21 protein-coding genes are annotated in these 22,561 nt (G+C 66.8%); 7 read left to right on the top strand and 14 right to left on the bottom strand.

Features of this window, described 5'->3' with window-relative positions; all coding sequences use genetic code 11:
* Positions 1-17: 17 nt before the first annotated feature.
* The 5 genes from E1295_RS06010 to E1295_RS05990 all read right to left on the bottom strand — a co-directional run bounded on the left by E1295_RS06010 (position 18) and on the right by E1295_RS05990 (position 6,458).
* Positions 18-284: a hypothetical protein gene (locus tag E1295_RS06010; protein WP_132628667.1), complete on the bottom strand. Its 267-nt coding sequence runs from the start codon at positions 282-284 to the stop codon at positions 18-20.
* A gap of 21 nt (positions 285-305) precedes the next feature.
* Complete coding sequence (locus tag E1295_RS06005; RefSeq protein WP_132628666.1) at positions 306-4,223, bottom strand: WXG100-like domain-containing protein; 3,918 nt, start codon at positions 4,221-4,223, stop codon at positions 306-308.
* A 3-nt stretch (positions 4,224-4,226) separates the two neighbouring features.
* Positions 4,227-4,517, bottom strand: a complete 291-nt coding sequence (locus tag E1295_RS06000) for a hypothetical protein (RefSeq protein WP_132628665.1) — start codon at positions 4,515-4,517, stop codon at positions 4,227-4,229.
* 228 nt (positions 4,518-4,745) lie between these two features.
* Positions 4,746-5,240 (bottom strand): flagellar hook assembly protein FlgD, encoded by a 495-nt coding sequence (locus E1295_RS05995; RefSeq protein ID WP_132628664.1) that lies wholly within the window; start codon positions 5,238-5,240, stop codon positions 4,746-4,748.
* A 606-nt stretch (positions 5,241-5,846) separates the two neighbouring features.
* Positions 5,847-6,458, bottom strand: coding sequence for a hypothetical protein (locus E1295_RS05990; RefSeq protein ID WP_132628663.1), 612 nt, complete (start codon positions 6,456-6,458; stop codon positions 5,847-5,849).
* A gap of 152 nt (positions 6,459-6,610) precedes the next feature.
* Between E1295_RS05990 and E1295_RS05985 the strand changes: the two genes are divergently transcribed.
* From E1295_RS05985 to E1295_RS05975, 3 genes are all read left to right on the top strand, one after another.
* The gene (locus tag E1295_RS05985) at positions 6,611-7,162 is read left to right on the top strand and encodes a hypothetical protein (protein WP_132628662.1); all 552 of its coding nucleotides are present in this window, start codon (positions 6,611-6,613) and stop codon (positions 7,160-7,162) included.
* Positions 7,163-7,475: 313 nt separating this feature from the next.
* On the top strand, positions 7,476-7,883 hold the full coding sequence (locus E1295_RS05980) for a hypothetical protein (protein ID WP_132628661.1): 408 nt from the start codon (positions 7,476-7,478) through the stop codon (positions 7,881-7,883).
* A 183-nt stretch (positions 7,884-8,066) separates the two neighbouring features.
* Positions 8,067-8,363 (top strand): hypothetical protein, encoded by a 297-nt coding sequence (locus E1295_RS05975; protein ID WP_132628660.1) that lies wholly within the window; start codon positions 8,067-8,069, stop codon positions 8,361-8,363.
* 80 nt (positions 8,364-8,443) lie between these two features.
* Here E1295_RS05975 and E1295_RS05970 read toward each other — a convergent pair whose 3' ends face one another.
* A complete protein-coding gene (locus tag E1295_RS05970; RefSeq protein ID WP_132628659.1) occupies positions 8,444-8,983 on the bottom strand; it encodes a hypothetical protein in 540 nt (179 codons plus the stop codon).
* A gap of 120 nt (positions 8,984-9,103) precedes the next feature.
* Positions 9,104-10,603, bottom strand: a complete 1,500-nt coding sequence (locus E1295_RS05965) for an alpha/beta fold hydrolase (protein WP_132628658.1) — start codon at positions 10,601-10,603, stop codon at positions 9,104-9,106.
* A 1,783-nt stretch (positions 10,604-12,386) separates the two neighbouring features.
* Between E1295_RS05965 and E1295_RS05960 the strand changes: the two genes are divergently transcribed.
* Entirely contained in the window at positions 12,387-12,908 is a 522-nt protein-coding gene (locus E1295_RS05960; RefSeq protein WP_132628657.1) for a hypothetical protein, read from the top strand.
* A gap of 54 nt (positions 12,909-12,962) precedes the next feature.
* On the opposite strand, the gene E1295_RS05955 is transcribed toward E1295_RS05960, so the two are convergent.
* The 4 genes from E1295_RS05955 to E1295_RS05940 all read right to left on the bottom strand — a co-directional run bounded on the left by E1295_RS05955 (position 12,963) and on the right by E1295_RS05940 (position 16,399).
* Positions 12,963-13,784: an HNH endonuclease gene (locus E1295_RS05955; RefSeq protein WP_220448556.1), complete on the bottom strand. Its 822-nt coding sequence runs from the start codon at positions 13,782-13,784 to the stop codon at positions 12,963-12,965.
* A 197-nt stretch (positions 13,785-13,981) separates the two neighbouring features.
* Entirely contained in the window at positions 13,982-15,610 is a 1,629-nt protein-coding gene (locus E1295_RS05950) for a caspase, EACC1-associated type (RefSeq protein ID WP_281284720.1), read from the bottom strand.
* Entirely contained in the window at positions 15,607-15,960 is a 354-nt protein-coding gene (locus tag E1295_RS05945) for an effector-associated constant component EACC1 (protein WP_132628654.1), read from the bottom strand. Before E1295_RS05945 ends, E1295_RS05950 begins: the two co-directional genes overlap by 4 nt.
* A gap of 187 nt (positions 15,961-16,147) precedes the next feature.
* Positions 16,148-16,399: a GntR family transcriptional regulator gene (locus E1295_RS05940; protein WP_166427099.1), complete on the bottom strand. Its 252-nt coding sequence runs from the start codon at positions 16,397-16,399 to the stop codon at positions 16,148-16,150.
* Between the two features lie 353 nt (positions 16,400-16,752).
* On the opposite strand from E1295_RS05940, the gene E1295_RS05935 reads away from it, so the two are divergent.
* The 3 genes from E1295_RS05935 to E1295_RS05925 all read left to right on the top strand — a co-directional run bounded on the left by E1295_RS05935 (position 16,753) and on the right by E1295_RS05925 (position 20,003).
* Entirely contained in the window at positions 16,753-17,043 is a 291-nt protein-coding gene (locus tag E1295_RS05935; RefSeq protein WP_132628652.1) for a hypothetical protein, read from the top strand.
* Positions 17,040-17,333: a hypothetical protein gene (locus tag E1295_RS05930; RefSeq protein ID WP_132628651.1), complete on the top strand. Its 294-nt coding sequence runs from the start codon at positions 17,040-17,042 to the stop codon at positions 17,331-17,333. Before E1295_RS05935 ends, E1295_RS05930 begins: the two co-directional genes overlap by 4 nt.
* 228 nt (positions 17,334-17,561) lie before the next feature.
* Complete coding sequence (locus E1295_RS05925; RefSeq protein ID WP_166427098.1) at positions 17,562-20,003, top strand: tetratricopeptide repeat protein; 2,442 nt, start codon at positions 17,562-17,564, stop codon at positions 20,001-20,003.
* 54 nt (positions 20,004-20,057) lie between these two features.
* On the opposite strand, the gene E1295_RS05920 is transcribed toward E1295_RS05925, so the two are convergent.
* The 3 genes from E1295_RS05920 to E1295_RS05910 all read right to left on the bottom strand — a co-directional run bounded on the left by E1295_RS05920 (position 20,058) and on the right by E1295_RS05910 (position 22,397).
* Entirely contained in the window at positions 20,058-20,804 is a 747-nt protein-coding gene (locus E1295_RS05920; RefSeq protein ID WP_132628649.1) for a DUF429 domain-containing protein, read from the bottom strand.
* A gap of 98 nt (positions 20,805-20,902) precedes the next feature.
* Positions 20,903-21,700, bottom strand: coding sequence for a hypothetical protein (locus E1295_RS05915; protein ID WP_246079869.1), 798 nt, complete (start codon positions 21,698-21,700; stop codon positions 20,903-20,905).
* Positions 21,701-22,145: 445 nt separating this feature from the next.
* Entirely contained in the window at positions 22,146-22,397 is a 252-nt protein-coding gene (locus tag E1295_RS05910; protein ID WP_132628648.1) for a hypothetical protein, read from the bottom strand.
* Positions 22,398-22,561: the final 164 nt, after the last annotated feature.

Below are 22,561 nucleotides of genomic sequence, written 5' to 3'. Positions count from 1 at the left end.
CGCACGTTTCCCCTCATTCACGACCTGAGAACACCCCGCTCGCCGGTGTCCTGCTCATAGGCGGCCAGCGCCGGCTCGCCGCCTTCGCGCAGCTCGAAGAGCACGCCGCCGTCCCCCGGATAGCCCTGCCGGTGATCGAAGCCACCGAAATAGATCTGGTCCGGTACGCCGCCGGGAAATGCCTCACAGAACGGCAGGACCCGGTCGAGCGACGTCGTCCCCGCCGGGTTGGGCCGCTTCCTGATCCGGGAACACGCGTCGCAGATGGCCGGCCGTGGCCGCATATCCTCTCCCCTGCCTCTCTTCTATGGCGGTTCGTAGTCGGGGTTGTCGTGCCACGGGCCATATTCCGGCGCGGCCCCACCGTTCCCGACCTCTTCCTCGTTCAGCATCACCCGGAATCTCCGCACGTGCTTGTAGGGGAAACCGCCAGGGATGGCGACCTCCTGCTGGTGCCCGCCGTACAGTTCGCTGCCGACGGTCCGGTCCGCGTCGACGCCGCCCTCCAGGTCGAGCTCGTACTGGTATCTCCCACGCCAGGGCATCGCGGGATTGCGGCTGGTCGACACGAAGGCCCCGTTACCCGCGCCGAGGTGCTGGTCGAGGTCGGCGTCCTGGATGTCCTTCGCCACGAAACCGGTCTCCTTCAACTGGTCCGGGCCACGGTTGTCCACCCGGTAGAGCGGCTCCCGTGTCTCCCGTATCACCACGTTGTCGACATGGCGCCCCAGATTGTCGATGACGTATTCCGACAGGGCCTTCCACTGGGCGTCGGTCCGCGGAGGGGCGACCCGCCCCGCCGCGTACTCGTTGGGCGGGGCGTAACCGGTCGGGGAGATGCCTTGGGGGAAAAAGCTGAGGCCGAGCCGGTCCTTCACCCGCCCCCGCGACTTGAGGTCGTTCTCCGTCCGCACCGTCATGTCGAAGACGTGGGCCGGTACCCAGCGCTCGACAAGGCGCTTGTCCCACACCGTACGCTCGATGACGATGTCGGCGCGGACGGCTCCTACTCTCTTGTGCAGTGGCAGCCGCTCGTCAGCCGGCACGTCCATCTCGCGGCCACGCCGGTCGTACTGGACCCCGCCCCGGATGCGATAACCCCGTCCCTCGTCGAGCAGGCCCGGCCCGTTGCCGGCGAGCCACTCGGCGAGCTTCTCGCGGGCATGCCTCATGGCAGCGTCCTTGGCAGGCCCCGCGAAATGCACGTCGCTCCTGTGCAGATCGGGCTGCGTCTTCTTGACGTATTCCATCCCCGCTGCCCAGGCGGCGTCGATGGCGTCCGTCAAGCTGTCTCGCAGATGGCGGATCGTCCGCTGGATCTGCCGCTGCACGACCCGGTCGTCGTTGGGCACCTCCGGATCGTTCAGCGGAGGCACGAATTCGCCGCGCCGCGCCGCCGCCTCGGCCTCTTCCTCTGCACGCTTCACATAGCCGAGGGCGTCGGAAGACTCCAGGGTGCGGCCGAGATCATGTTTGCCGGACCCGGGCGAGGAAGGCTCCGCCACCGCCGGGCGCGCGCCGGAACCCGCATGGTCTCCCCCCTCCGCCGTCCGGGCGCCCTCACCCGGCGGATAGAGCTCATCGTGCGTCCTGCCGAAATGATTTTTCAGCGCCGCGTAGACGTACTCGTGGCCCTTGCGGATCTCGTGCCATTGTGGATGATGTGACGGTACCGCTCGCCAGTTCTCCTTGAACTCCCGCCAGGCGGCCAGGTCATCAAGGCCGGCGGCGATGATCAGCTCCCGTTCCGCGGCCTTGCCCTCCTCCCACCTGACCCACTGGTGGTTCAGCGCCGCGGTGGCACGGGCATCCCCGACGCGAAAGGCCTCCAGCGCCACATTCACCCAGAAGTCGTCGACGTCGTCCGGCCGCGAGGAGAAGGCGTCCCGGGCATGCACCTCCTCCAGCTCCCGCGTACCCGGCTCCGTGGAACCGTCCGGCCGGCTCGCCGCATCACGAGACAGGTGCCGGTCGATCAGCCGGCCGATCGCCGTGGCCAGCGGGCGCGGCCGTTCGGCGTTGTGGAATTCGGTGAACGCCTCCGCGATCATCTCGTGCGGGTCCGCCGCCCCGATGGTCGACAGGTGCCACTCGACCTCCGTCCTGATCGCCGGATCGTCGTGGAAGTCCCCCGCGTCGTACCGCATGCGCAGCGTCCGCGACACGGCCTGGTCGAGCTCCGCGCGGAGGGCGGGGTCGCCCAGTACGCCCTCGGCGAGCTGGTGACCGTACTCGTGGTGGACGATGCCTTCGACCGTGCCTCCGCCGGGCACCGTACGGCCTGTTTCCTCGTCCCGGGCCGCACGCGCCACCACGCCGGCGGGGTCGGCGAACTGCCGCCGGTTGAGATAGATGCCCCGGCGTTCCCCGTTGGTGACGGCCAGGGCCGATTGCGTGTCCGCGCCGGGGATGTGGGCGAAGTCCTCGTCGAAGTTCACGGCCCGGAAGTGGCGGAGCCCTTCGACCGGATAGCGCTCGGCCAGCTTTCGTACGGCCGCCGCACTCGAACGCGCCGCCTCCGGGTGCATGCCGCCGAGATCGACGCGGAGATCGACGCGGGGGCCGGTGCCAGGCAGGCGTTCCGCCTCCCGCGAGGCGTGGGCTCCGGGGCCCACGTCCCGTGCCGCGAGGGGTGCGGCTGCTCCGCCAGGAGCGCCGCCGGCTGCGGTCGCGGGCTGAGCCGATTCGGCAACCCGCGCCCCCGGCGGAAGAGAGGAACCGCTGCTCCCCGCCGACGGATCCGGAGATGAAGCGGCATGTCCGGTACCCGGCACGTTGGTCCCGCCGAGCGCGTTCGTCAGATCTGCAGCGGACGGGACGACGTCCTCGCGCCCGAGCCCAGCGTTCCCACCAGGAGGGGAAGCAGGGGCCTCAGGCGTGCTCGGCGCTCCCGTATCCGGACGTCCGCGAGAAGGTGCGTCGGGCATCGACCCGCCGCCTTCGTGCCGCACGGAACCGGATACCGGGGAGGACACGGCAGTGGGAGGGCTGGTCGAGCTTGGTGTGGTGGACTCCCGGGACGCTGAGGGATGGGACTGACTCGGTACGGACCCGGCCGATGGGGCCGGCGTCGGGTCGGACTGCGGCGTCGGCGCTCCGGCGGGTGGCAGAGGCGGCTGGGCCGCAGGGGTGGAGTCGGCGCCCCCGGAAGGTCCGGGAACGTGCGGCGCAGGAGAGCCGGCCGCCCCGGGACCGGGCACGGCGGCGGGGCTCGCGGTCCCGGACAGCCCGGAAGGAGGTTCGGCGGTACCCGAAGGGCCGGAAGGAGGTTCGGCGGTCCCTGAAATGTCGGAAGGGGAGCCGGCGGAACCCGGAGAACCAGTCGACGGCGCGGCAGGAGTCGGGCCGGCGTCGAACGGGGTGATCAGCTCGCGGATGCCCGTAGCCGTACCGATGACGGATTGGGAGACGCCCGCACGTGCCATGTCCTCGAGCGAGACGGGCTCCCCCGTGATGAAGCCCATCACCGCGGCCGCCGCGGCGCCACCCGTGGCGCCGCTGAACGCGTTGTTGCCGGCGGCTCGCAGCAGCAACATCCGGCCGGCGTCGGCGATGCCGGTCGTCCCGGGCGCGCCCTTGCGGTTCAGGGCGCCCTGGGTGAGGCTCTGCACGATCGACTCCATGGCCTCCTGGAAACCCTCGATGGCCGCCTTGCCGAGGTCGATGCGGTCCCGGTTGCCCTGGAACGCCTGTACGCCCTGGACCGCCACGGACAGGCCGGCCCCGGTCGCGAAGTCGACGGCGGCGTACCGAAGCAAGGACTGCAGCAGTTGCCGGTAGATGAGCGTGATTTGCATCCGCTGCTGAGCCAGCCGGGCCGCGACCGCGACCGCGGTGATCCCGCCGGTCCAGAGCGCGGTCACGAGCCGCGCGATCGAGACGACCACCACGGCGAGCGTGGCGAGGATCATCATCTGGGCGTATTCGATCTCGGTGGCGGCGTCCTTGAACTGTGTGCCCATGGCCCGGCAGAGCTGTTCGAGCCGGGCGGCCGACTCGCGCAGCTCGCTCGCGCGGCCCGCGAACGCCTCGGACGAGTCGCCGGTGTTGTGGGAACTGACCTGGCCGAGCACCTCGTCCAGGTGGGGAAGGAGCGCCGCCACGTCGTCCGCCGCGCGCAGCCACGCGTCGCCGAGGCGGCGCATGGCCTCGATGTCGACATCCGGCCACTTGCAGCCGCCCAGCCATCCGGCCGCCCACTCGGCCCAGGAGGGGAACTCCATGGATCAGGCCTTCGAACCCATGCCGCCGTCGGTCTCCGCCGCGAGGCGACCCGTATCCGCGACCTCCTCCGCGGTGCCGGACAGCTGCGTGACCACCTGGCCGAACAGGTGCATCGCGACGTCGCTGTTGGGCTCGAGCGATTCGGCGAGTTGCCGGCCAGCCTCGTCGTTCCGCTCCCAGCCCTCGTTGGCGGCGATCTCCCCCTCCAGCGTCGACCTGATCGTGTCGAGCTCCCCGGCCAGGGCGTGCAGCCGCGCGGCGTCGCCGGACAGCCCTTCAGGCTGCACTTCCATGCGCCTGACGTTCACATTCCGCCTTTCCTCGGGTGCGTTATGGCGCCGATCCAGCGTCACGTGACATGTGCGGCCGGATATCAGGTCAACTATCGGCGAAATAATGTGAACGCAGTTTCGGATTGCGGCATCAGGCCATCGTACTGTCGCTGCGCCGCAGACCAGAATGCATCAAAAAACTTCGAAATATGGCCCGCACCTTCGACGGATGCACGTCCGGCGGATCGGTCACCCGGCCTTTGACCGGCATCGCCGCCGGCGGATGAAGATCACTGTCGCGGACGTGCCCGCGACGAGAAGACCTCCGAGGATGATGACGGGCGGGATGACGTCCATCCGCTCCTCGACGGCGTCAGGAAGCCGGAACATGCCGGGCCCCACCGCGAACGTCCCCGAGTCGTCGATGGCACCGCAGGTGATCGTGTAGGTGCCCGGCGGCACCGGATTGTCGGAGGTGAGGGTGACGACCCAGTCCTTGCCACCGACGGTCGTGCTCGGGCCCGGGCTGTGGTCGAGCTCGATCGCCCGGCCCGCGGAGTCCTTCACCTCGCAGAAGGTCGCGTAGTTGGGCGGCTCCCGGAAGATCGCCAGGCCCTCGCGGTCGAGCCGCACGGTCTGCTCCTGCCCCGCCCGCAGCTCGGCGACGGGATCCGGCGGCACCTCCAGCAGCCACCAGAGCAGCCACAGGCCGGCCGCGACCACGGCCAGAACTCCGACAGGCACCAGATACCAGCGCGCCGACGGCCGCGGAGACCTCGCAGACCGTGGGTATGTCATGCGAGGGAGATTAGCGACGCGACAGGACGGACAGGACCCTTCGCCAAAGCTGGAACACCGGGAAGATGGCGTCCTGCTGTTCCACGACACTCAAGATGGTGATCTATGGCCTGCCTGAGCCATCGGCGATGAAGATGAGCCGGTGAGATGTCAGTGGGCTATGTCCGTTTTCATGTGCGACAACGTGGTGGTGATGAACGACCCTGGTGCTGGGGTTTTGTCGCCGTGATGTGACGATGCGGAATCGATCGACTCGTTCGTGTTGATCGCGGCGTGAGGGCAGCGCCAGCGTGACCACGTTCGTGAAAGGCCACGACCCTCCCGCTTTCGATTGGCGCCGAGACCGGGAGGGCCGTGGGTGGCAGTGCCGGAGGCACCACATGGTCACGGTAGAGGTCGATGCCGTCTGCGTCGAGCGCAGGCTGAACAATGGTGAGCTGAACTGTCCCCGGTGCGGCGGCGTGCTGGCCGGGTGGGGATTCGGGCGATCGCGGCGGCTGCGCGAGCCCGACGGCGGGGTGAAGGAGATCCGACCGGCTGCTCGGCTGCCCTTCAGGCAAGATGCGTGCCGGGAGCGACGGTCGGCTGGAAGAGATCAGGCCTGTGCTGGCGGACCTGGTCGCCCATCGGGCCGTGTTCCCACAGGGGATCGACAACGCCGAGGGGGATGCTGATTCTCTGTAGCCCCGATGCCGGATCGATGGGCAGCCGGGCCCGATGGGCCAACAACCAGTTGGGGGCGTTGTGAGGAATCTCGAATTCGCCCCAGCCGACCAGGCCGATGCATTGCCCGGCTCCGGTTCGGACACCTATCCTGCCGGCCTTGGTAATGGTCCGTGTACTGGAAATCCCGCTTTCCACGACATCGATGCGCTCAACGTGTCGCCATGCCAGGCGCACACGCGATCCGTACCGGTCCTCCATCTCCACGCCCTCAGTAGAGAGGCGCACAACCGTGGCAGCGGCCATCTGCCGCCACCTGACCAACCGCACTCCAGCGAGGGCCACCGTCGCCCCTGCTGCAAGGATCACCAGCTCGCTCCGATGATGATCAGGGATGAAGGCGATGAATACCAGCCATACGGGGATTAGGAGCACGGAAGGGAGAAACAACCGAACAACGGTCGCGACCGAAAATGCGCGCGCCATGCGGAACTCTTCCATGAACTAAACCTGGGACCTCGACGCCATCGATGTCAATGTGGGATGTACTGCTTGTGTCGTGATCGCGAGGGCCGTGGCGCTGTTCTTGGACCATGGCCTTGACGTCTTGCGCAGACCGGGATGTCTCCGTATAGAGCAGGCGCAATGACAAGGTGCACATCAAGCCGACAAGCCGCACACCAAGACCCCGTCAGTCTCACGCTGCCGGGGTCTTCTCGCACCACCACATCCTCATCCTGAATGACGCGTTCATCCTCAACTTGAGTGTCCGCGCACACCTGCGCGCCTACATGTTCCTGCTGATCACTTCCGGCGTGTCCGGGTTGTCGCTGGTGTCGATGATCCGCCGTTCGTCCGTACCGGCCGGGACCGCGCTCCTCGGTCAGCTGGGCGTCGGCGAGCCGGTCGAGGAGGCTTTCGGCGTGCGCGACCGGCACGCGGGCGAGCGCGGCCGCCGCGGCCACCCCGAGGTCCGCGGTCTCCAGGAGGCTTGCCAGACGGAACATGCGCTTGCGCTCGGTGAGGGTGCGCAGCCGCGCCGCCGCTTCGTCGGGGTCGGCCGGGATGGCGGAGCTGCCGACGCCGAGGGAACGCAGCATCCGGCTGAGCGCGCTGACCTTCGAGGACGAAGGTGGCGCGCCATCCCACCACAGCGCGTCGAGGAGCCGGGACGACGGTACGGGCCGATTCGCCGAACGAAGTAGCAGCCCGAGGAGCATCCGCTGCTTACGCGACCCGATGTCGACGGGCTCGGCGTCGCCGGCGCCGGCGACACCGCCTCAGCCGGGCCGTTGCCCGCCGGGACCGTGACCTCGAGCCGGCCGAGAACGCTGAAGGCCAGCTCAGCCATGGGCGGCACCTGGGACGATGGCGGGTTTGACAAGCCCCGTTAACCCTCGGCTCATACGTCCGGTCATACGCCGACACTAACACCCGTACGCCATTGTGAGCCTGACGTTCGAGGGGCGGGCCCCTCAAGCGTTTGTCCAGCACTCGACCATTCGGAAGAGAGACGACATGAAGCTCGTTTTCAAGCAGGCGGTTCTCGTTCCCGCGGCGATTATGGCGATGGCACTGACGGGTGCGGCCCCGGCCGGTGCCGCCGTGTCCGGCCCGCTCGGCAGCACCGGCGCACAGGTCCAGCAGGAAGGGCCTTCGACCCTCGGCGAACTGTCGATCCCCTGCGGAAAGCCGCCCGTGGCGGGGAGAGCCAATTTCTCGTACAACCCCGGGTCGGCCTCGGTGACGGTGTACTACAACAACCACTGCAACCATATGGTGGCGGTCCAGGTGCTCGCCTTCAGCGGAAGCGAGGACCAGTACACCTGCATTCAGGCGCCTCCTCACACCAAGAGCAGCAAGAAGGTCAGCTACGGCCTGGCCGGCAGCTTCCAATGGCTCAAGAAGGGCTGTAACCGGCCCTGAACGATTAAGGCCGGGCGTTCGACGCCCCTCTGTTCAGTTTGCCAACGGCTCAGGCGAGAAAGTCGCGAGCCGGACAAGCAGCAAAAGCTCCTTCGTCTGCTGGGAACCCACCCGCCTGGCCGCCGGCCACGGCGCCGAGCCCTCGCAGCAGGGCGACGAACACGCGAAAGGACGACCGACGTGATGAGAGGAATCGCCGGCGCGGCCTGCGTGGCGTTCGGACTGATGACCGTCACCGCAGCTCCCGCCATGGCCGCGGAGGGCCGCCTGGTCCTGCGCGGCGCCGAGACGACCTCGGTGCTGACCGACCCCCGCCCAGGCTGCTACCGCGCCACCGTTGCCTTCACCACCGTGGCCAACGACACCGACACGGCCGTCACCGTCTACAGCGAGCCCGGCTGCGCCGGTGCTTCGCTGGTGGTCCCCCCGGGCCGCACCACAGCGGTCGGTGAGCGCCTGAGCGTCTCCGTTCCCTCCTGATCGCGAAGCAGCTGGGGTGAGGTCCGCTTCTTGGACGCCGGGTCGTCCGAGGAGCGGGCCTTCGCCCATGACCGGCGGAGCTACGCGGCGTCGCGCAACGCTCGGATCGCCGCGAGCACCTCGTCCCGGTTTCCCGCCGACTTCATCCACGCGGGCAGCCGCTCCAGCAGGCTCTGCGACCCCGCGGGCCGGGGCCGCTCACGCAACGTCGCGGCGACGTACGCCTCCATGAACTCCAGATGAGCCACGTTGTACGCCCACAACACCTGCCCCCGGCACGGCCGTCGCAACCACAGCGGAAGCCCGAAGTAGGGGTCGTCGGGACCGCCCAACGCCGGCACCGCGAACACACCGCGCGAGGAGAAGTACGCGTCCCCCTCGCCCGTCCGCCACGGCTGGGGCGTCCATTCGGCGACATGACCGCACGCGGGACACGTGAGCCGGTGCGGCGCCGTCAGCCAGCCGACCGCGTACCTGTGCCCGTCCCGATGATCGGGACGCACGGCCACCAGCGCGCGACCATCGCACCGTGGGCACCGGACCAGGATCTCCTTGGCGAAATGCCACAACCGCACCCCAGGATCCCGAAACCGGTGCCCGCCGTCCTGCTCACCCTCCATACGGTCCATCCTGCCGCGCCGCCCGGGCCGGATGGTCGTACGCAGACTGTCCGGCCAGGCCTGCCCGACCGGCTGAGCAGCGGACGGCCGACGCCGGACCGGCAGCCGGCCGCCCGCCGTTCACTGCTTGGCGACCTCCTTGTCCGCCGGGCAGCGGGTGCCCTTGGCGGGCACGGTCAGGGAGATCAGGTACTTGTCCATCACCGCCGTGGTGCAGTCAGTCATGCCGTAGATGCCGTGGCCCCAGCCCTCGTAGCTCAGCAGCCTGGCCTTGGGACCGAGCTGGCGGGCCACGTTCGCCGACCACGCGTACGGCGTGGACGGATCATGCCGGGAGGCGCCGACCAGCAGCGGAGCGCTCCCCTTGTACCGCAGCCGGTGCTGCGGGTTGTTGACCGGATGACCCTGGCACCGCGGCATGTCACCCATCGGCATCGGGTTGTACCGCATGTCCGGGGCCACCGCGTTGGCGGCGCGCATCACCCCGGCATACGCCTTGTAGCTGCTCAGCTTGAGGTTGTAATCCTCACACAGGATCGCGGTGGGGAACTCGGCGTGCTCACCGCTGGCGGGTCCGTTGCCGGGAGGGCCCGGCATGTCCGCGGGCACCGGGCCGCCGTCGAGAGCGCGCAGCACCTTGGCCTCCAGCGCCCAGTCCGGCCCCTCATTCATGATCACGCCCAGCCACAGCAGGTTGTGAGCGCTCACCGGCTGGTCGGTGTGACCCGGCCAGTACAGCTTGCCGCGATCGGCCTTGTTCAGCAGCTTCTTCCACAACGCCCGCACATCGCTGCCGTGCAGCACACAACTGGCGTCGCGCTTGCACCAGGCGACGAACTCGTCGAAGCCGTCCTGGACCGCCGCCGCCTCGCTGACCTGGAACGCCTTGGCGTTCAGGCTGTGGTCCATGTTGCTGTCCAGCACCATGGCCCGCACCCGGTTCGGGAACAGCTCCGCGTACATCTGCTGGGCCAGCGTGCCGTAGGACACACCGTAGGAGGTCAGCTTCTCATCGCCCAGCGCGGCGCGGATGGCGTCCATGTCACGCGCCACGTTCGCCGAGTCGATGTGGTCATACAACGGGCCGGTGAGCTTACGGCAGTCCGCACGCAACTCCTTGTTGAAGGCGATCCACTTGTCGTAGTCGGCCTGGCTGCTCATCACCTCGTACGGAATCTTGTTGTACACCGACGCCGAACAGGTCACCGCACCACTACGGGCCACCCCCCGCGGGTCGTAGCTGACGATGTCGAAACGCCGCTGCACCTCCTCACTGAACCCCGAAGGACGAAGAATGTCGTTCACACCGGAGTTGCCAGGCCCACCCGGATTGGTCAGCAACGACCCGATCCGCGCGGAAGGATCAGCGGCCTTACGCCGGGCGAGAGCCAACTCCACGGTGGGCCCGTCCGGCTTCGACCAGTCGATCGGGACAGCCAGCTTGCCGCACTCGACGCTGGGCTCGTCCTCACACGCACCCCACGCGATGCCACCCTTGTCGGCGGCGTCCGTGACACCCTTTCCAGGCACGGCCGCGTTCGCCACCCCGGCCATCGAGGCAGGTAAGAGGGCCGCCATCACGACGAAGCCGGTGGCGAGCGTGGATAGTCTTCTCCGCACATTTCTCCAATCGTGGATCGGCGGACCGGCCCGCGCACACGGACGCGACCGGCCTCCCCCCTCACGCGCCTGCCGACCGCTACAGGGCGGGAACACAGGCTCGTCGAAGGCCGACCTGCAGGCTGTCGAGACGTACCTAAGCCGAGCAGGGTCGTGGACGCCTGCCTCTTTTGATCTTTTAGCCCTCGAATATAACAGGACGAAAGCCTAATTTTGCCCTCGGGCCGCGCATCGCCCCGTTCGTACGACAGCGCAACCGACCTGACCGATGGCGCCCACACGGCGGCCCAGCGGCCACGCAGCCGCTCCCGACCTGGGTTGGAACGCTCTCACGACAGGAGAATGTCTTGGCACTGCTGACGTCGCTGGACAGGCGCAACATGAATTCCGCCCACGAGCCCCTGCCCCGCTTCCACCCGTGACCTCCCAGGACGTGCCGTACGCGAGCCGTCCGCGCGGCCGCACTCGCGATCTGGCCGTGCACACAACTTAGATGAAACATTTACTATTCTCGGTGACTGGTGTTCAATAAGCCATGTCGATGCGTGAACCTCCTACATGATCGGAGTGAGTCGTGAAGCTCAGAAGAATGGCGTTACGCACGGCGGCGATCGGCATCGCCGCAGCCTCCGTACTCGGTGTCATAAGCACCCCGGCATCCGCCGACTGCCGTGGAGGGGGTCATTACTGCTATCACTCGATCGGCCGGTGATGATACGGCTGCTCGCAGGACAGTTCTCAAGGTCGGGGAATCGGGCGCCGCGCACCGGCACAGCCGGTGACCAGGGCAAACCCGCCTGACCAGGGACGTCGGGTAGGGAGCCGGCGGGGCGGCGCATTCTGGCGGCGAAATTCGGGGACTTGGTTCCCCGCTTGCCGACGGTTGTACTCTCCCGACGACCATGACCAGACTTTCAGCTGCGTTTCCAGCTCCCGCCCCTCGAATCGCACAACCAGCGCTCATTCGCCTGTCCGGCCGGCGCATTATGCCGTTCCGGTCATCTCGCTATTGACGTGCGTCGCAAGCACCGGGCCACCCATTTTTGACAGCCGTATGTGTCAGTGCTTTTACCGCTATCGAGCCTGCAGCGACGCTCTTTTGTGCCGCTCCTCCGCACGCCTATGCGCGCCGCCGCCGCAGGCCGCAGGCGATCCCGTATCGGATCGCGATCATCTGCCGGTGCGCCGGCCCGAGAGCACGAACCTAACACCGCATGACTCCGCGACGTTCGTCCTCCGCCCGATCGTGAGCCTGACCCCGCAGCCGGTACGCCGCGCGGTACGCGCTCGGGAGGACGACGATGCGCTCGGTGATGCGCCGACGCAAGGGTCACCGATGAGCCGAAGTCGGCCAGCTCGACGACGCTCTCGATCGGGGTGTCGGCGGTCCCCAGGATCTCCCGGACGCGCTCCAGCCGCGCCGCCAGCAGCCGAGGGCTGAAACTGGCCTTATGGTTCATCCAGCACACCTACGGCCCTCAAACGTCGATGAACGTGGAAATGGTCTCGGAGTACGAAACCCGCTGTGCACGCTCCTCCTGATCGTCAACGGTGCGGCCACGGTGACCGCATACGTGACCTGCCAGCCGGAGGGTAAGGCCGTGGCGCGGACATGCGCAATGGCCGGGGAAAGCCCGGGCATCGCCCTGTCCTGACCCTTATCAGTGGGAGAACGTGAGAGGCAGGCCGATCATGCAATTGGCTGCTCATCTCCTTGGGAGCACGGAGACGCTACGCGAAGACGTGTTTCCATAGCCCTCGGAATGGAATCAGCATGACGAGAATGCACGTGCTCCTGTCAGCGCTCGCCTCCACCGTCCTTCTCCTGGTCACATCCGCTGCGCCTGCGGCAGCGACTCCGCCTTCTACCAACCCATCCGGCAAGTACTGCGTGATGGTCATCGGCAAGGCGCCTCCCGGAGAGGCGTCACCAGTCCGGTCACACGAATGCGCCGATGACTACGCCACCGCCTCCAGCAAGGCCGGCGCGAACGACACGGTGCTCCTCATGGAGTGGTTCTGGAACGCCAACAACAGCCCCTCCGACCTGACCCGCATCCACGGCGACGCCGGCAACTGCGACCCCGACGGCTATCGCATCAACATCCTCGACCATTGGGCAAACAACATCTCCGGCTTCAACTCATACAGCAGGTGCAACGTCGTCACGGGGTACAACTTCACCCTCTGGCAAGGCGACTCGCAGCGGTGGTCGATGCACAAGCCCTGCAAGTGCCTGCTGCAGGGGTGGGTCGGCTCGTACATGAACGACCGCATCGAATCCTTCTGGATCCGCGAGGGCTGAGCCACAACGATCTCACAGGCGGCGGGTACCCCGGCCCGGCCCTCGTCGCGTCGGCTATATCGCCGCGCGGAATCGCTCGTAGCGTTCTGCGAGGAGGTCAGGGTTGGGACGGTCAGCGCGTCGTTTGGGAAGCTCGAGCCTGACACTCTGCATCTCTTGAAGTCCGTGCTTCAACATCGGCCCGTCAACCTCCCGCAGAACGTCGGCCCGTACTTCGATGACGAAGTCGGGACGGACTCCAAGAATGTTCTCGTCGTACGCCGCATGGTGGATCTTGCAGAGGGAAACACCGTTGGACACGGCGGGGACTCCCCTGACGTCACGGTCAGGGATGATGTGGGCGGCATCGAGGAGCGACCGATGTCGCAGGCGGCACATGGCACAACTGCTCTCGTACGCCTGGATAACCCGCTGCCGGAAGACCGGCTGATGCAGTCGATTTCTGCTGATTCTCTGAGAATATCGGCGCTCGATCTCACTCGTTACACCGTCGACCGACAGGTGACGCTGGCTATCCTCCAACGCCACTGCCACTTGAGACTGATCGGCTTCAACAGCAGTGACCCAAACGGGAGCGAAGGGCAGGTAGAGCCCCGGACCGATGCCGAAGAACCACATCAGCGGCACTTGGCGATCGTGAGCAACCTGCAGTGCAGCATTGGTGTAGTGCTTGAGGTTCCCCTGGAATTTGTACCGCAACAGGCCGTCGTCGCCGACCGCATCCTCATAAGGCGGACGTTTGCGGTCAGAGGTGTACGTCGTCAGGATTGACAACGCAGCGGCCAGTCCCTTGGGTTTTCTGATGCCAAGCTGATTATCGATCAGGGGAAACGTCTGTCCCTCGAACTGGAAGTTGAGCAGCTCACGACGTGTCACGACAGGGTCGTCGGGTGTACACCGTTGGCGAAGCCACGCTAGGGCTGCCGCTCGCACACGGCTGTCCAGATCAGGGCCGGTAGTCGCGATCACAAGTCTTGTTTCTACACCTCTAGCCAGGCAAGCCGCTAGGGGCGGCCGCACCCGAACGGCACAGTCCTCCATGTCGCCGGGGTTCCGAATCGACGAACAGAACCCTAGCTAATGTGGCCATATCGAGGGTATAGATCCTTATGGTGCTCGCGATGATAGCGAAGGGAGTTCTGGTCTATGTCGTGCTTCCTAGCCAACTCACCGAGTGCCACCCCGTCCACTTGATCGATTACCTGATAGTCGTCATCGACGACAATAGCGCCATAAACAAAGAGCTCACTATGATTCGGACATAGACAGAGCATATTGTCGAGGCTATCGGAGCCGTTATGGGGACGCTCCAACCCTCTGATATGCACGGTGTTCGCTAGACACAAGCCGCCCGGCATCTTCAGAACGATGCCGCAAACTTGACATGCATACTTGTAGAGCTCCTTGAGCTTATTAGACAGCGAGATATCGGCGTACAAGTCCGATGAGACCTTCTGCCAACGCCCGAGCTCCGGCTCGTGAGACGCTTCCCCAACGGCCCGATCGACCCCGTCAGAAATCTTCTCGAGTCGGAACTGCAGGACACTCGGGCCATCGATGCTCCGCGCTGTCCAATAGTCGGTGACCTTGAACAGACCGTCATACCGGTAGCCGTATTCCGGCGAGTGTTCCGGGTCACCAGACGCGCCACGAACCACTCGAACAGGTAGCCCCGTAATGATGTTCTTGATGAGAGCGGCATTACCGGAGTGCTTGGGCGACTGATCGGCAATTTGCATTCCACTATTCGGGTCTCGCCCGCCATGACCTGTATAGATGATCACATTGCCGTAGTCACGGTCGTCCTTGTATCCCCCCGAGACTACTATCGATTCCGCGCCTCCACGCTCAGCTGTGCCGCAAATGCCCGCTTGCAGCGGCCGATGGATTTTAGCGTCGTGGAGTTCTCGACGGTTCTGAAATATAGGGGAAGGCCTCCCCCGCCACGTAGGGCCATAATAGGATTTGGTTTGGGCTTTGTACGCTCGGTTGCGAAAGAGGTTCAGGTTCGCACCGAAGTCCCGTTCACGGTTTTGAGGGATCGGCATGTTCTTGTTCCGCAGAGCATTCCTGGCATACCTGAACAGTCCATCCACCGTGAAGAACTCTGCGCCGTCTGGATCTCCCTTTCTGATCAGGTCAATCAGCTCACCTGTGAAGGCACTGTATTGGCCAGCCACTTTCGCGTTTTTCATAGAGGCAGCCATAACATACGTGCCATTGATCGCAGCGCTGTCTGCCATGAGTTCAGCCTCATCGTCGCCGCTCATGATGTCGAGTGCACGACCGCTATGACAACAATCCAGAATGACCACAATGCGCCGAGCCTGACCATCAAGCAACTCGTGCCTCAGATGAGGAAATTGCACCGCGGTATACAAGCGTTCCCGGTTCGACTCTGGTAGCGTCAGATAGAGTTCACTCGCTGCTGAATCATAGAGGCCGTGACCAGCAAAATAGACCAAAAGCGTGTCTTTTGCTGCAGCCACCGCGTCACGTACAGGATCGAGCATTTCACTAGGCGACTGCGGGTTGAGTATTACGGCACAGTTCTCCGGAGGAAGCCCCCAGAGCGCCTTGTCCTGCAGCAGCTTTTTCAGCGCGTTGAGGTTATTTTCCACTGCCGGCAACTCGGGCATGTGGGTGTATGCACTCGTCCCAATGAGTACCGCACGCGAGTCAGATATGCTTGGCAGCGTCAATCGTCAAGATCCATTGCATTGAGGAGTTTCACCACTTCGTCCATGCTAGCTCCGGTAACCTCCACTCGCATAGCACCGTTATCACTGCGTTCGATCGTCACCTTAGCCTGCCGGCGCCGTGTAGAAATCCAGCCGAGGATAGCGTCAGCGAGCCCTGGTAGTTGAAGACTGCTCGTGATCACTAAGCTGATGAGATCAAGCGTGTCACCCATCTCGTCAGCTTTGAGCTCTTTCGAGACGAGGCGAACCTCCGCATGGTGCCGAATGGTCGGATCCTCGCGAAGCCAGTCGTATAACGACCGTAAATCCTGATCAGCATTATCTCCGGCAACCCGAATGTTGATAGCCATGACCACCCTTGCCCGCAATCCTGATTGCTCGTACGACGCGGTAAGAGTACATGGGCAAACAACCTCAGGTGCCATGTATACGACTAATCCGACCAATACCGTCCAGTAGCCATCAAGCCTGTACGGTATGTGCATGCTAGGGCGGCATTGGGTGCATCAAGCCCCCTCGGCCTGAGTTGCGAGATATCTAGTCCTCGGAGGTCTTCACACCCCGGGAGCGGCTCACGAAGGTTCCCTTGCCCAAGACTGAATAGAGAGTGCCGTCCTCGATCAAGGCGTTCAGCGCCCTACGCGCCGTCCCTTTTGACACACCCAGTTCCTCGGCCAGTCGCGGCTCCCCAGGGACCGGCATGCCCGGCTGGTATACCCCTTCAGCGATCCTGCGCCTGACCTCATTGGCCACAGCCTGCCAGCGCAGTTCGTCGGGCTTGAACTCCATGGAGGTAACGGTAGGAACCCGAAGGTTCCCTCTCATTCCCTGGGGTACCTAGGGGTACCTCTAGGTAGGGCTAGGTAGGTTGCCGTATGCTGCGGTCATGCCTCAACGCTCTCGCTCCCCCTGGCCGTCTGCCCTCCTCGGCATACCCATCCAGCTGCCGCGGAGATCCGGCTCGCACGGAGTTACACCACTGACCTACGGTTCACTCCTCTGCTTACGACAGAGGTCCAGGCCGTACTGGAGAGGCACGGTTATCGCCTTCCCCTTGGGAGCGACCACATCCCCGACCTCGTTCTGGCGCGCGTCGACATCGCGCTCAAGAACCTCGTCGAGATCTACGAAGGAAGGATCTGGTGACCCGGCGCAACCAGTTCCCCGACTTCCACGGCCCGCACGCCGAGCCACCCAAGCCGGACCGCGTCACCCTCACCTGGCACGAACCGTCCATACGGGTTCCTCGCATCCGTGTCGTCTCGCACACCTGTCAGTGCCAGGCGGTGACGTACGAGTTGTGCGCCGCCGCCGGTCAGGCCTTTGTCCGCCGTACGGACCGCGGAACGGGCGCCGTCCACGAAACCGCGTGGTCTCTCACGTCGGCGGCCATGCGTACGTTCACCCAAATCCTCGAAGGCGAGGCCCGATGAAGACCTTCACCGTCACCATCGCGGGGAACGAGCGCTTCGACGGCGAGGCCCCCTACACCTGGGTGGTCACGGCCCCCGACATGGCGACCGCCGTCAACCGGGCCCTGGCCCACCACGCGCTCTCCCTGACCCAGCACCTATGTGACCTGGAAATCGACCCCCTCCACACGTTCGAAGGTCCGCCCCCGGACGACTGCACGTACCACTGGAACGATCTACGAACCGCCACCCCGTCCCAGCCGTTGGCAACGACCCTCTCCAAAGCCACAATCCGCACATCGACGTCCTGAGAATCTGAGCAAAGCCCGCCGAAGCCGCGCCGCCCTCCCCCAAGGACTACGTACAGTAACGACATGGATCCCGTGAGCGTCGTGGGGGCGTTGGCGGGGGTGGCCGCGGTGGTCATCGCCGTCCTGCAGTTGCGCCGGACCCCTCGTGAGAGCCTCCCGGCCCCTGTGGTCCCGCCTCCGGCTGACACGCCTTCTTCTCGTACCCCTCCGTCCCAAGCACAAGCAGGTATGTCCCACGCCCCGCCCGACATTTCCGACACGCCCGCTGCCGACGAGCAGCCGGAACCGCCCGTCGTCCCGGTGCTCCGGGCGCCGGTCGGGCGGCTGCCCCAGGTCCGCGGCAGAGAGGACCTGCTGCAGTGGTTGGAGCAGCGTCTGGCCGAGCCGGACGGCGCGTTCCACGTACTGGGCGGTCTGGGAGGAGTCGGCAAGACCACGGTCGCGCTCACGCTGGCCGAACGGGCTCAGCAGGCGGGACGGCACGTGTGGTGGATCGCCGCCACGGACGCGCAGACCGTGACGTCGTCCCTGCTGGCCCTGGCCGGCGAGCTGGGCGCCTCGGCGATCGAGGTGGAGGAGGCTCGGGCCGGACGGCGTGATCCCGCCACCGTGTTGTGGACGCGGCTGGAGCAGCGGACCGGGTGGCTGCTCGTCCTCGACAACGCCGACGACCCGCGGGCGCTGGAGGTCGCGGCGGCACCGGTACGCGACGCGACCGGCTGGCTGCGGCCCACCACGTCGGGGCTCGTCGTGGTGACCACCCGCGTCGTCGAGCAGCGGGTCTGGGGCCGGTACGGGCGGGTCCATCCCCTCCTGTGCATGAGCGAGAGCGACGGGGCGCGGATGTTGCTCGACCTCGCCGGAGACGCCGGCACGCTGGAGCAGGCCGGCGCGGTGGCCAGGCGTCTGGGCGGGCTGCCGCTGGCGTTGTCGCACGCCGGCAACCACCTCGCCTCCCCCTTCTCCACGGAGCGGACCTTCCCCGACTACCTGCTCGCTCTGGACGACCGCTTTCCCGCGCTCCTCAGCGGCGACGGTGCCGGGACGTCCATCACCACCACCTGGGAGATCTCCCTCGACGCCCTGGCCGGGCGTGGCTGCGGGCAGGCCCGCCCCCTGCTGCGGGTGCTGGCCTGTCTCGCTCCCGCGGTGGAGATCGACATCGGCCTGCTGGACGCCGCTCTGCTGGGTGACCTCTGCCGCGGCGAGCACAACGTACGCCCGGGGCTGGAGGCGCTGAGGTCCATGGGCCTCATCCAGATCCGCTCCCCTTCCTCGCTGGTGGTCCACCCGTTGGTCGCCGAGGCGAGCCGTACACACGTCACACCCGCCATCACCGCGGTCGCGGTCGCCCTCGTACGCGGCGCGCTGTCCGGCAGGCGGCACGACGCGCCCTCCGACTGGCCCGCCTGGCAGGAGTTGATGCCTCACCTGCGCGCCCTGCTGTCCATCGCTCCCTCCGCCCTGGCAGAGCTGGCTCTGACCGAGCTGACCGACCTGGTGAGCCGCGCGTGCGGAGCGCTCCGGGCGAGCGGCTACTACGCCGCGGCCACGGAGCTCGCGACGCTCTCACTCCGGCAGGCCGACGTGCTGGGGGCGGTCCATCCGCGTGTGCTGGCCCTGCGCCACCAGCGGGGCGCCGCGTGGGCGTCCATGGCCAGGGCCGTCAAGGCGGAGGCGGAACTGGCGTACGTGCTGCGCGCGCGGGCCGAAACGCTGGGCGCGGAGCATCCCGACACGCTGGCGACCCGGCACGAGTTCGGGTTCGCCCTGTTCGAGCAGGGACGTTACGTCGAGGCGCACGACTGCTACGAGCAGACGCTGGCCACCAGGACGCGGGTCCTCGGCCCTGACCATCCGGACACCCTCACCACCTGGCACGAGATCGGCCGGGTCCTCGCCATGCGCGCCCTGCTCCACGAGGCCGAGGCGGTGTGCCGGAGGGTGGTTGAGGCGCGCGCCCGTGTGCTCGGCCCCGACCATCCCGACACCCTGGCCAGCCGCTTCCACCACATCCGCGCCTTCAGCGATCTCGGCGACTACGCGACGGCGGAGAGGGGGTACGCCGACCTGCTCGAGGCCCGTACCCGCGTCATCGGGCCGGACCACCATCTCACGCTGCGCACCCGTTTCAACATGCTGATGATGGTGGCCCTGCAAGGACGCACGATCGAGGCCGCGCTCGGGATGGCCGACCTGGCGGCCTACCAGACCAAGGTCCTCGGTCCCGGCCACCCCGACATCCTGCTCACCAGGTCGAACAGGGCCTGGATGCTTCGCGACATCGGCCAGGAGAGCGAGGCCGAGCAGGAACTCGACACGATCATGCGAACGGCCCCGCAGGTGTGGGGCGAGAACCACATCTACACCCTGGACATCCGCTACGAGCTGGCCCGGACATGGCGGGTCGCCGGTGCTCACGGCCGGGCGGAGGACGAGCTGCGCGACGTACTGCGCCGCCAGACCCGCACGCTGGGACCGCGGCATCCCCAGACACTCGCGACCCGCTACGAGATCGCCCGCGTCCTGGAGGAACAGTGCCTCTGGGACCAGGCCTGCCGCGAATACCGTGCGGTGCTGGAGCTGTACACGGCCACGTGCGGCCCGGACCACCCGCAGGCCCTACGGGCAGAAGAGGGACACACAAGAACGTCGCTGCATGCCCGCTAGGCCACGGACGGCACTTCCGGCCGCACCCGGTCCCACGCGAACGTCGCCCGCGACTCAGGGGACGAGGGTGTGCAGGGGTGTGGCCGGGAGTGCGATCCAGCCTTCCGTGGCCGCTGCCCGCTCATGGTCCCCGTCGGGCACGGTCGCGAGGCCGAGCGCTGACGCGCGTGCCGCGAAAGCCGAGATGACGGCGTCGGTGGCGTCGTCGGAGGTCCGGCAGAGCGGCTCGTGATCTCCCAGGTCGAGCCACGGCGCCGCGTCTTTCAGCCGGTCGACCAGTTCTCCCAGAGCGGCGAGGTTGGCGGTGCGCTTGTAGCCGCGGTGGGGCAGCCCCCACAGTTTGAGGGCGGCGGCCGGATAGACCTCGACCACCGCGCCCCCGCCCCGCCGGTCGACGGGCTGACCGCGGCGTGCCAGCTCGGCCAGCAGGGCGGCGCAGCGCATGGTGGTGTGTGCGATGCGGTCGGCGGAGACGCTGAGCGGCGTCAGCCCGGTCCGCGCGTGCACCACCTGGTCGGTGACCCGCCAGGCCAGGTCGCGCCGCCAGGCCCGGCCCGTGAGGCCGTCCGGGACCTCGACGTGCCCGGCGCGGTGGGCGGTGACGAAGTCGACGAACCGGTCCGGCCAGCCGAGCGGGCAGTCGATCCCCGCCTTGCCGGCCTCCGTCACCGCCTCGACGATCACCTCGTCGTCGGCGCCGGTCCGTACGTCGACGAGCCGGGCGCGGCCGTCGTGCCAGTCGAGCCGGGCCACCGCGGTCCGTGCCGCCTCCGCGGCGAGATCGACGCCGACCGTCACCATGTCCTCCACGGTAGGCCCCGAAGCCGCGAACGTCCCGATCCGCTTCGCGTCATGGGCGAGCGGCGAACGGCGTCAACACCGTCTGAGCGCGGCGGGGGTCATCCCAGGGCCTCGTGGGCGGAGTCGACGCTGCGCCGCAGGGCCTGCTCCAGCTGGGCGGCGTCGGCGGCCAGGTGCTCCAGCTCCGGCACCGCGAACGTGTCGGCCCCCGTCTCTGCCGCCAGTTCCTCGTACGCGTGCGCCTCTCCGAGCAGTTCCTCGATCTGGTGGCGGGCCAGGTACGCGCGTTCGGCGTCGGCGACGTTGGCCGCGTACCGTTCCAGTGCCTCGACCCGGGCCAGCACCGCCGCCTCGCTGCTGTTCAGCGCCTGCGCCATGGGTTCGGCCACGGCCTGCGCGCCGGGCGTGAGGCCCGCCGAGACCACCTTCTCGTGCTTGGTGCGCAGCGCCGAAAGCTTGGCCAGCAGACGGGCGATCTCCCGCTCCTGCGCCGGCAGCATCACCGCGTTGCGCACGTCGTCGAGCAGGCCCTCGGCATTGACGCGGGAACCGCTCACCGTGGCGATGGCCTGCCGCGCACGGGCCAGGAGCCGGGCGGCGGGCTCGTCGAGGTCGCCGGTGAACACGTAACGGCCCTCGTACCAGCGCAGCTGCGCGAACGCCTCCCGCTCGAAGCCGTGGTCCTCCGTCTCGTCAGAGGATCGGCGCCTGCGGTCGATCAGCATCATCAGCAACGGAACCATGGGCAGACCGAGCAGCAGCATGGCGAGCCCTGGCTGCATGATGCCGAGGCTCAGCAGCACGCCGAAGGTCGCCGCCGGCCCGAACGTCGCCAGCATCCAGTACTGCAGGCCGGATGATGGCCGCCAGAGCTTGGGGTCCCATCCCTGCCGCATTCTGACCAGAACAGGCCCGCTCCTTCTGAGCACCCGGGCGTCCTGCGGCGGTATTTCGGGATCGACGATCACATCCGCCACGGCACCGGGTCCTCGCCGGCGGAGTCGGCGGGCACGTCCGGGCTGGTCAGCGCCCCTTCGATCCGCGCGAAGAGAGTCGTTGTCGGCACCTTGCTCCTGTCGTTGCCCAGCCGGCCGAACTGATCGAACCCTCACCGGCGATCAGCTCGTCGATGGCGGCGCGGACGCTCTCGACGTCGCCGGGATCTCCCTTCCCGGATCCTGCCAAGCTCATCTTACCTGACCAAGTCAAATCTAACTTGCCCAAGTAAGCGGAGCAACGGCGCCTCGGTGCATCGGTGGTGGGCCCGTATGGCGGGCGGCGCTGTACGGGCCCGGCACCGGAATGGCGGTGAATGGAGAAATCAGCGTGATTCGGGTCGGCTCAGCAGATTGCGACGCGGTCGAAGGTGGCACCCGGAGTGGAGGTGCTCGTGTATTGTTCGCGCACGCTGAGCTCGACACACGAACTGTCCGGCCCGTTGTTCCACACGACCTTCACGTCGTACGTGAACGCGCAGTTGTTCTGCACCGTGGCCCAGGGGGTGACGAGCGAATTCTTCCCGGCTATTTTCTCCACACAACTCGCCATGACCATGTTCGTGGATTGCGCCTGCGCGCCGCCCGCCCCGCTCATGAGAAGGAGTGCGGCGCCCGATGCCACGGCCAATGCCCTGCAAGTTCTGTTCATTTTCTCCGTACCTTTCGGATGGCGGTAGTGGAAAGGTAGCAGGGGCGAAGCGGATCGCGGCCGTAAGAGCGTTTGCAGGATGCCGGACCCGTTCTCGTCCGCGCTCCGCG

The organism is Nonomuraea mesophila (genome assembly GCF_004352805.1).
Classification (GTDB): domain Bacteria; phylum Actinomycetota; class Actinomycetes; order Streptosporangiales; family Streptosporangiaceae; genus Nonomuraea; species Nonomuraea longispora.
This window is presented reverse-complemented; position numbering and strand designations above follow the sequence as displayed.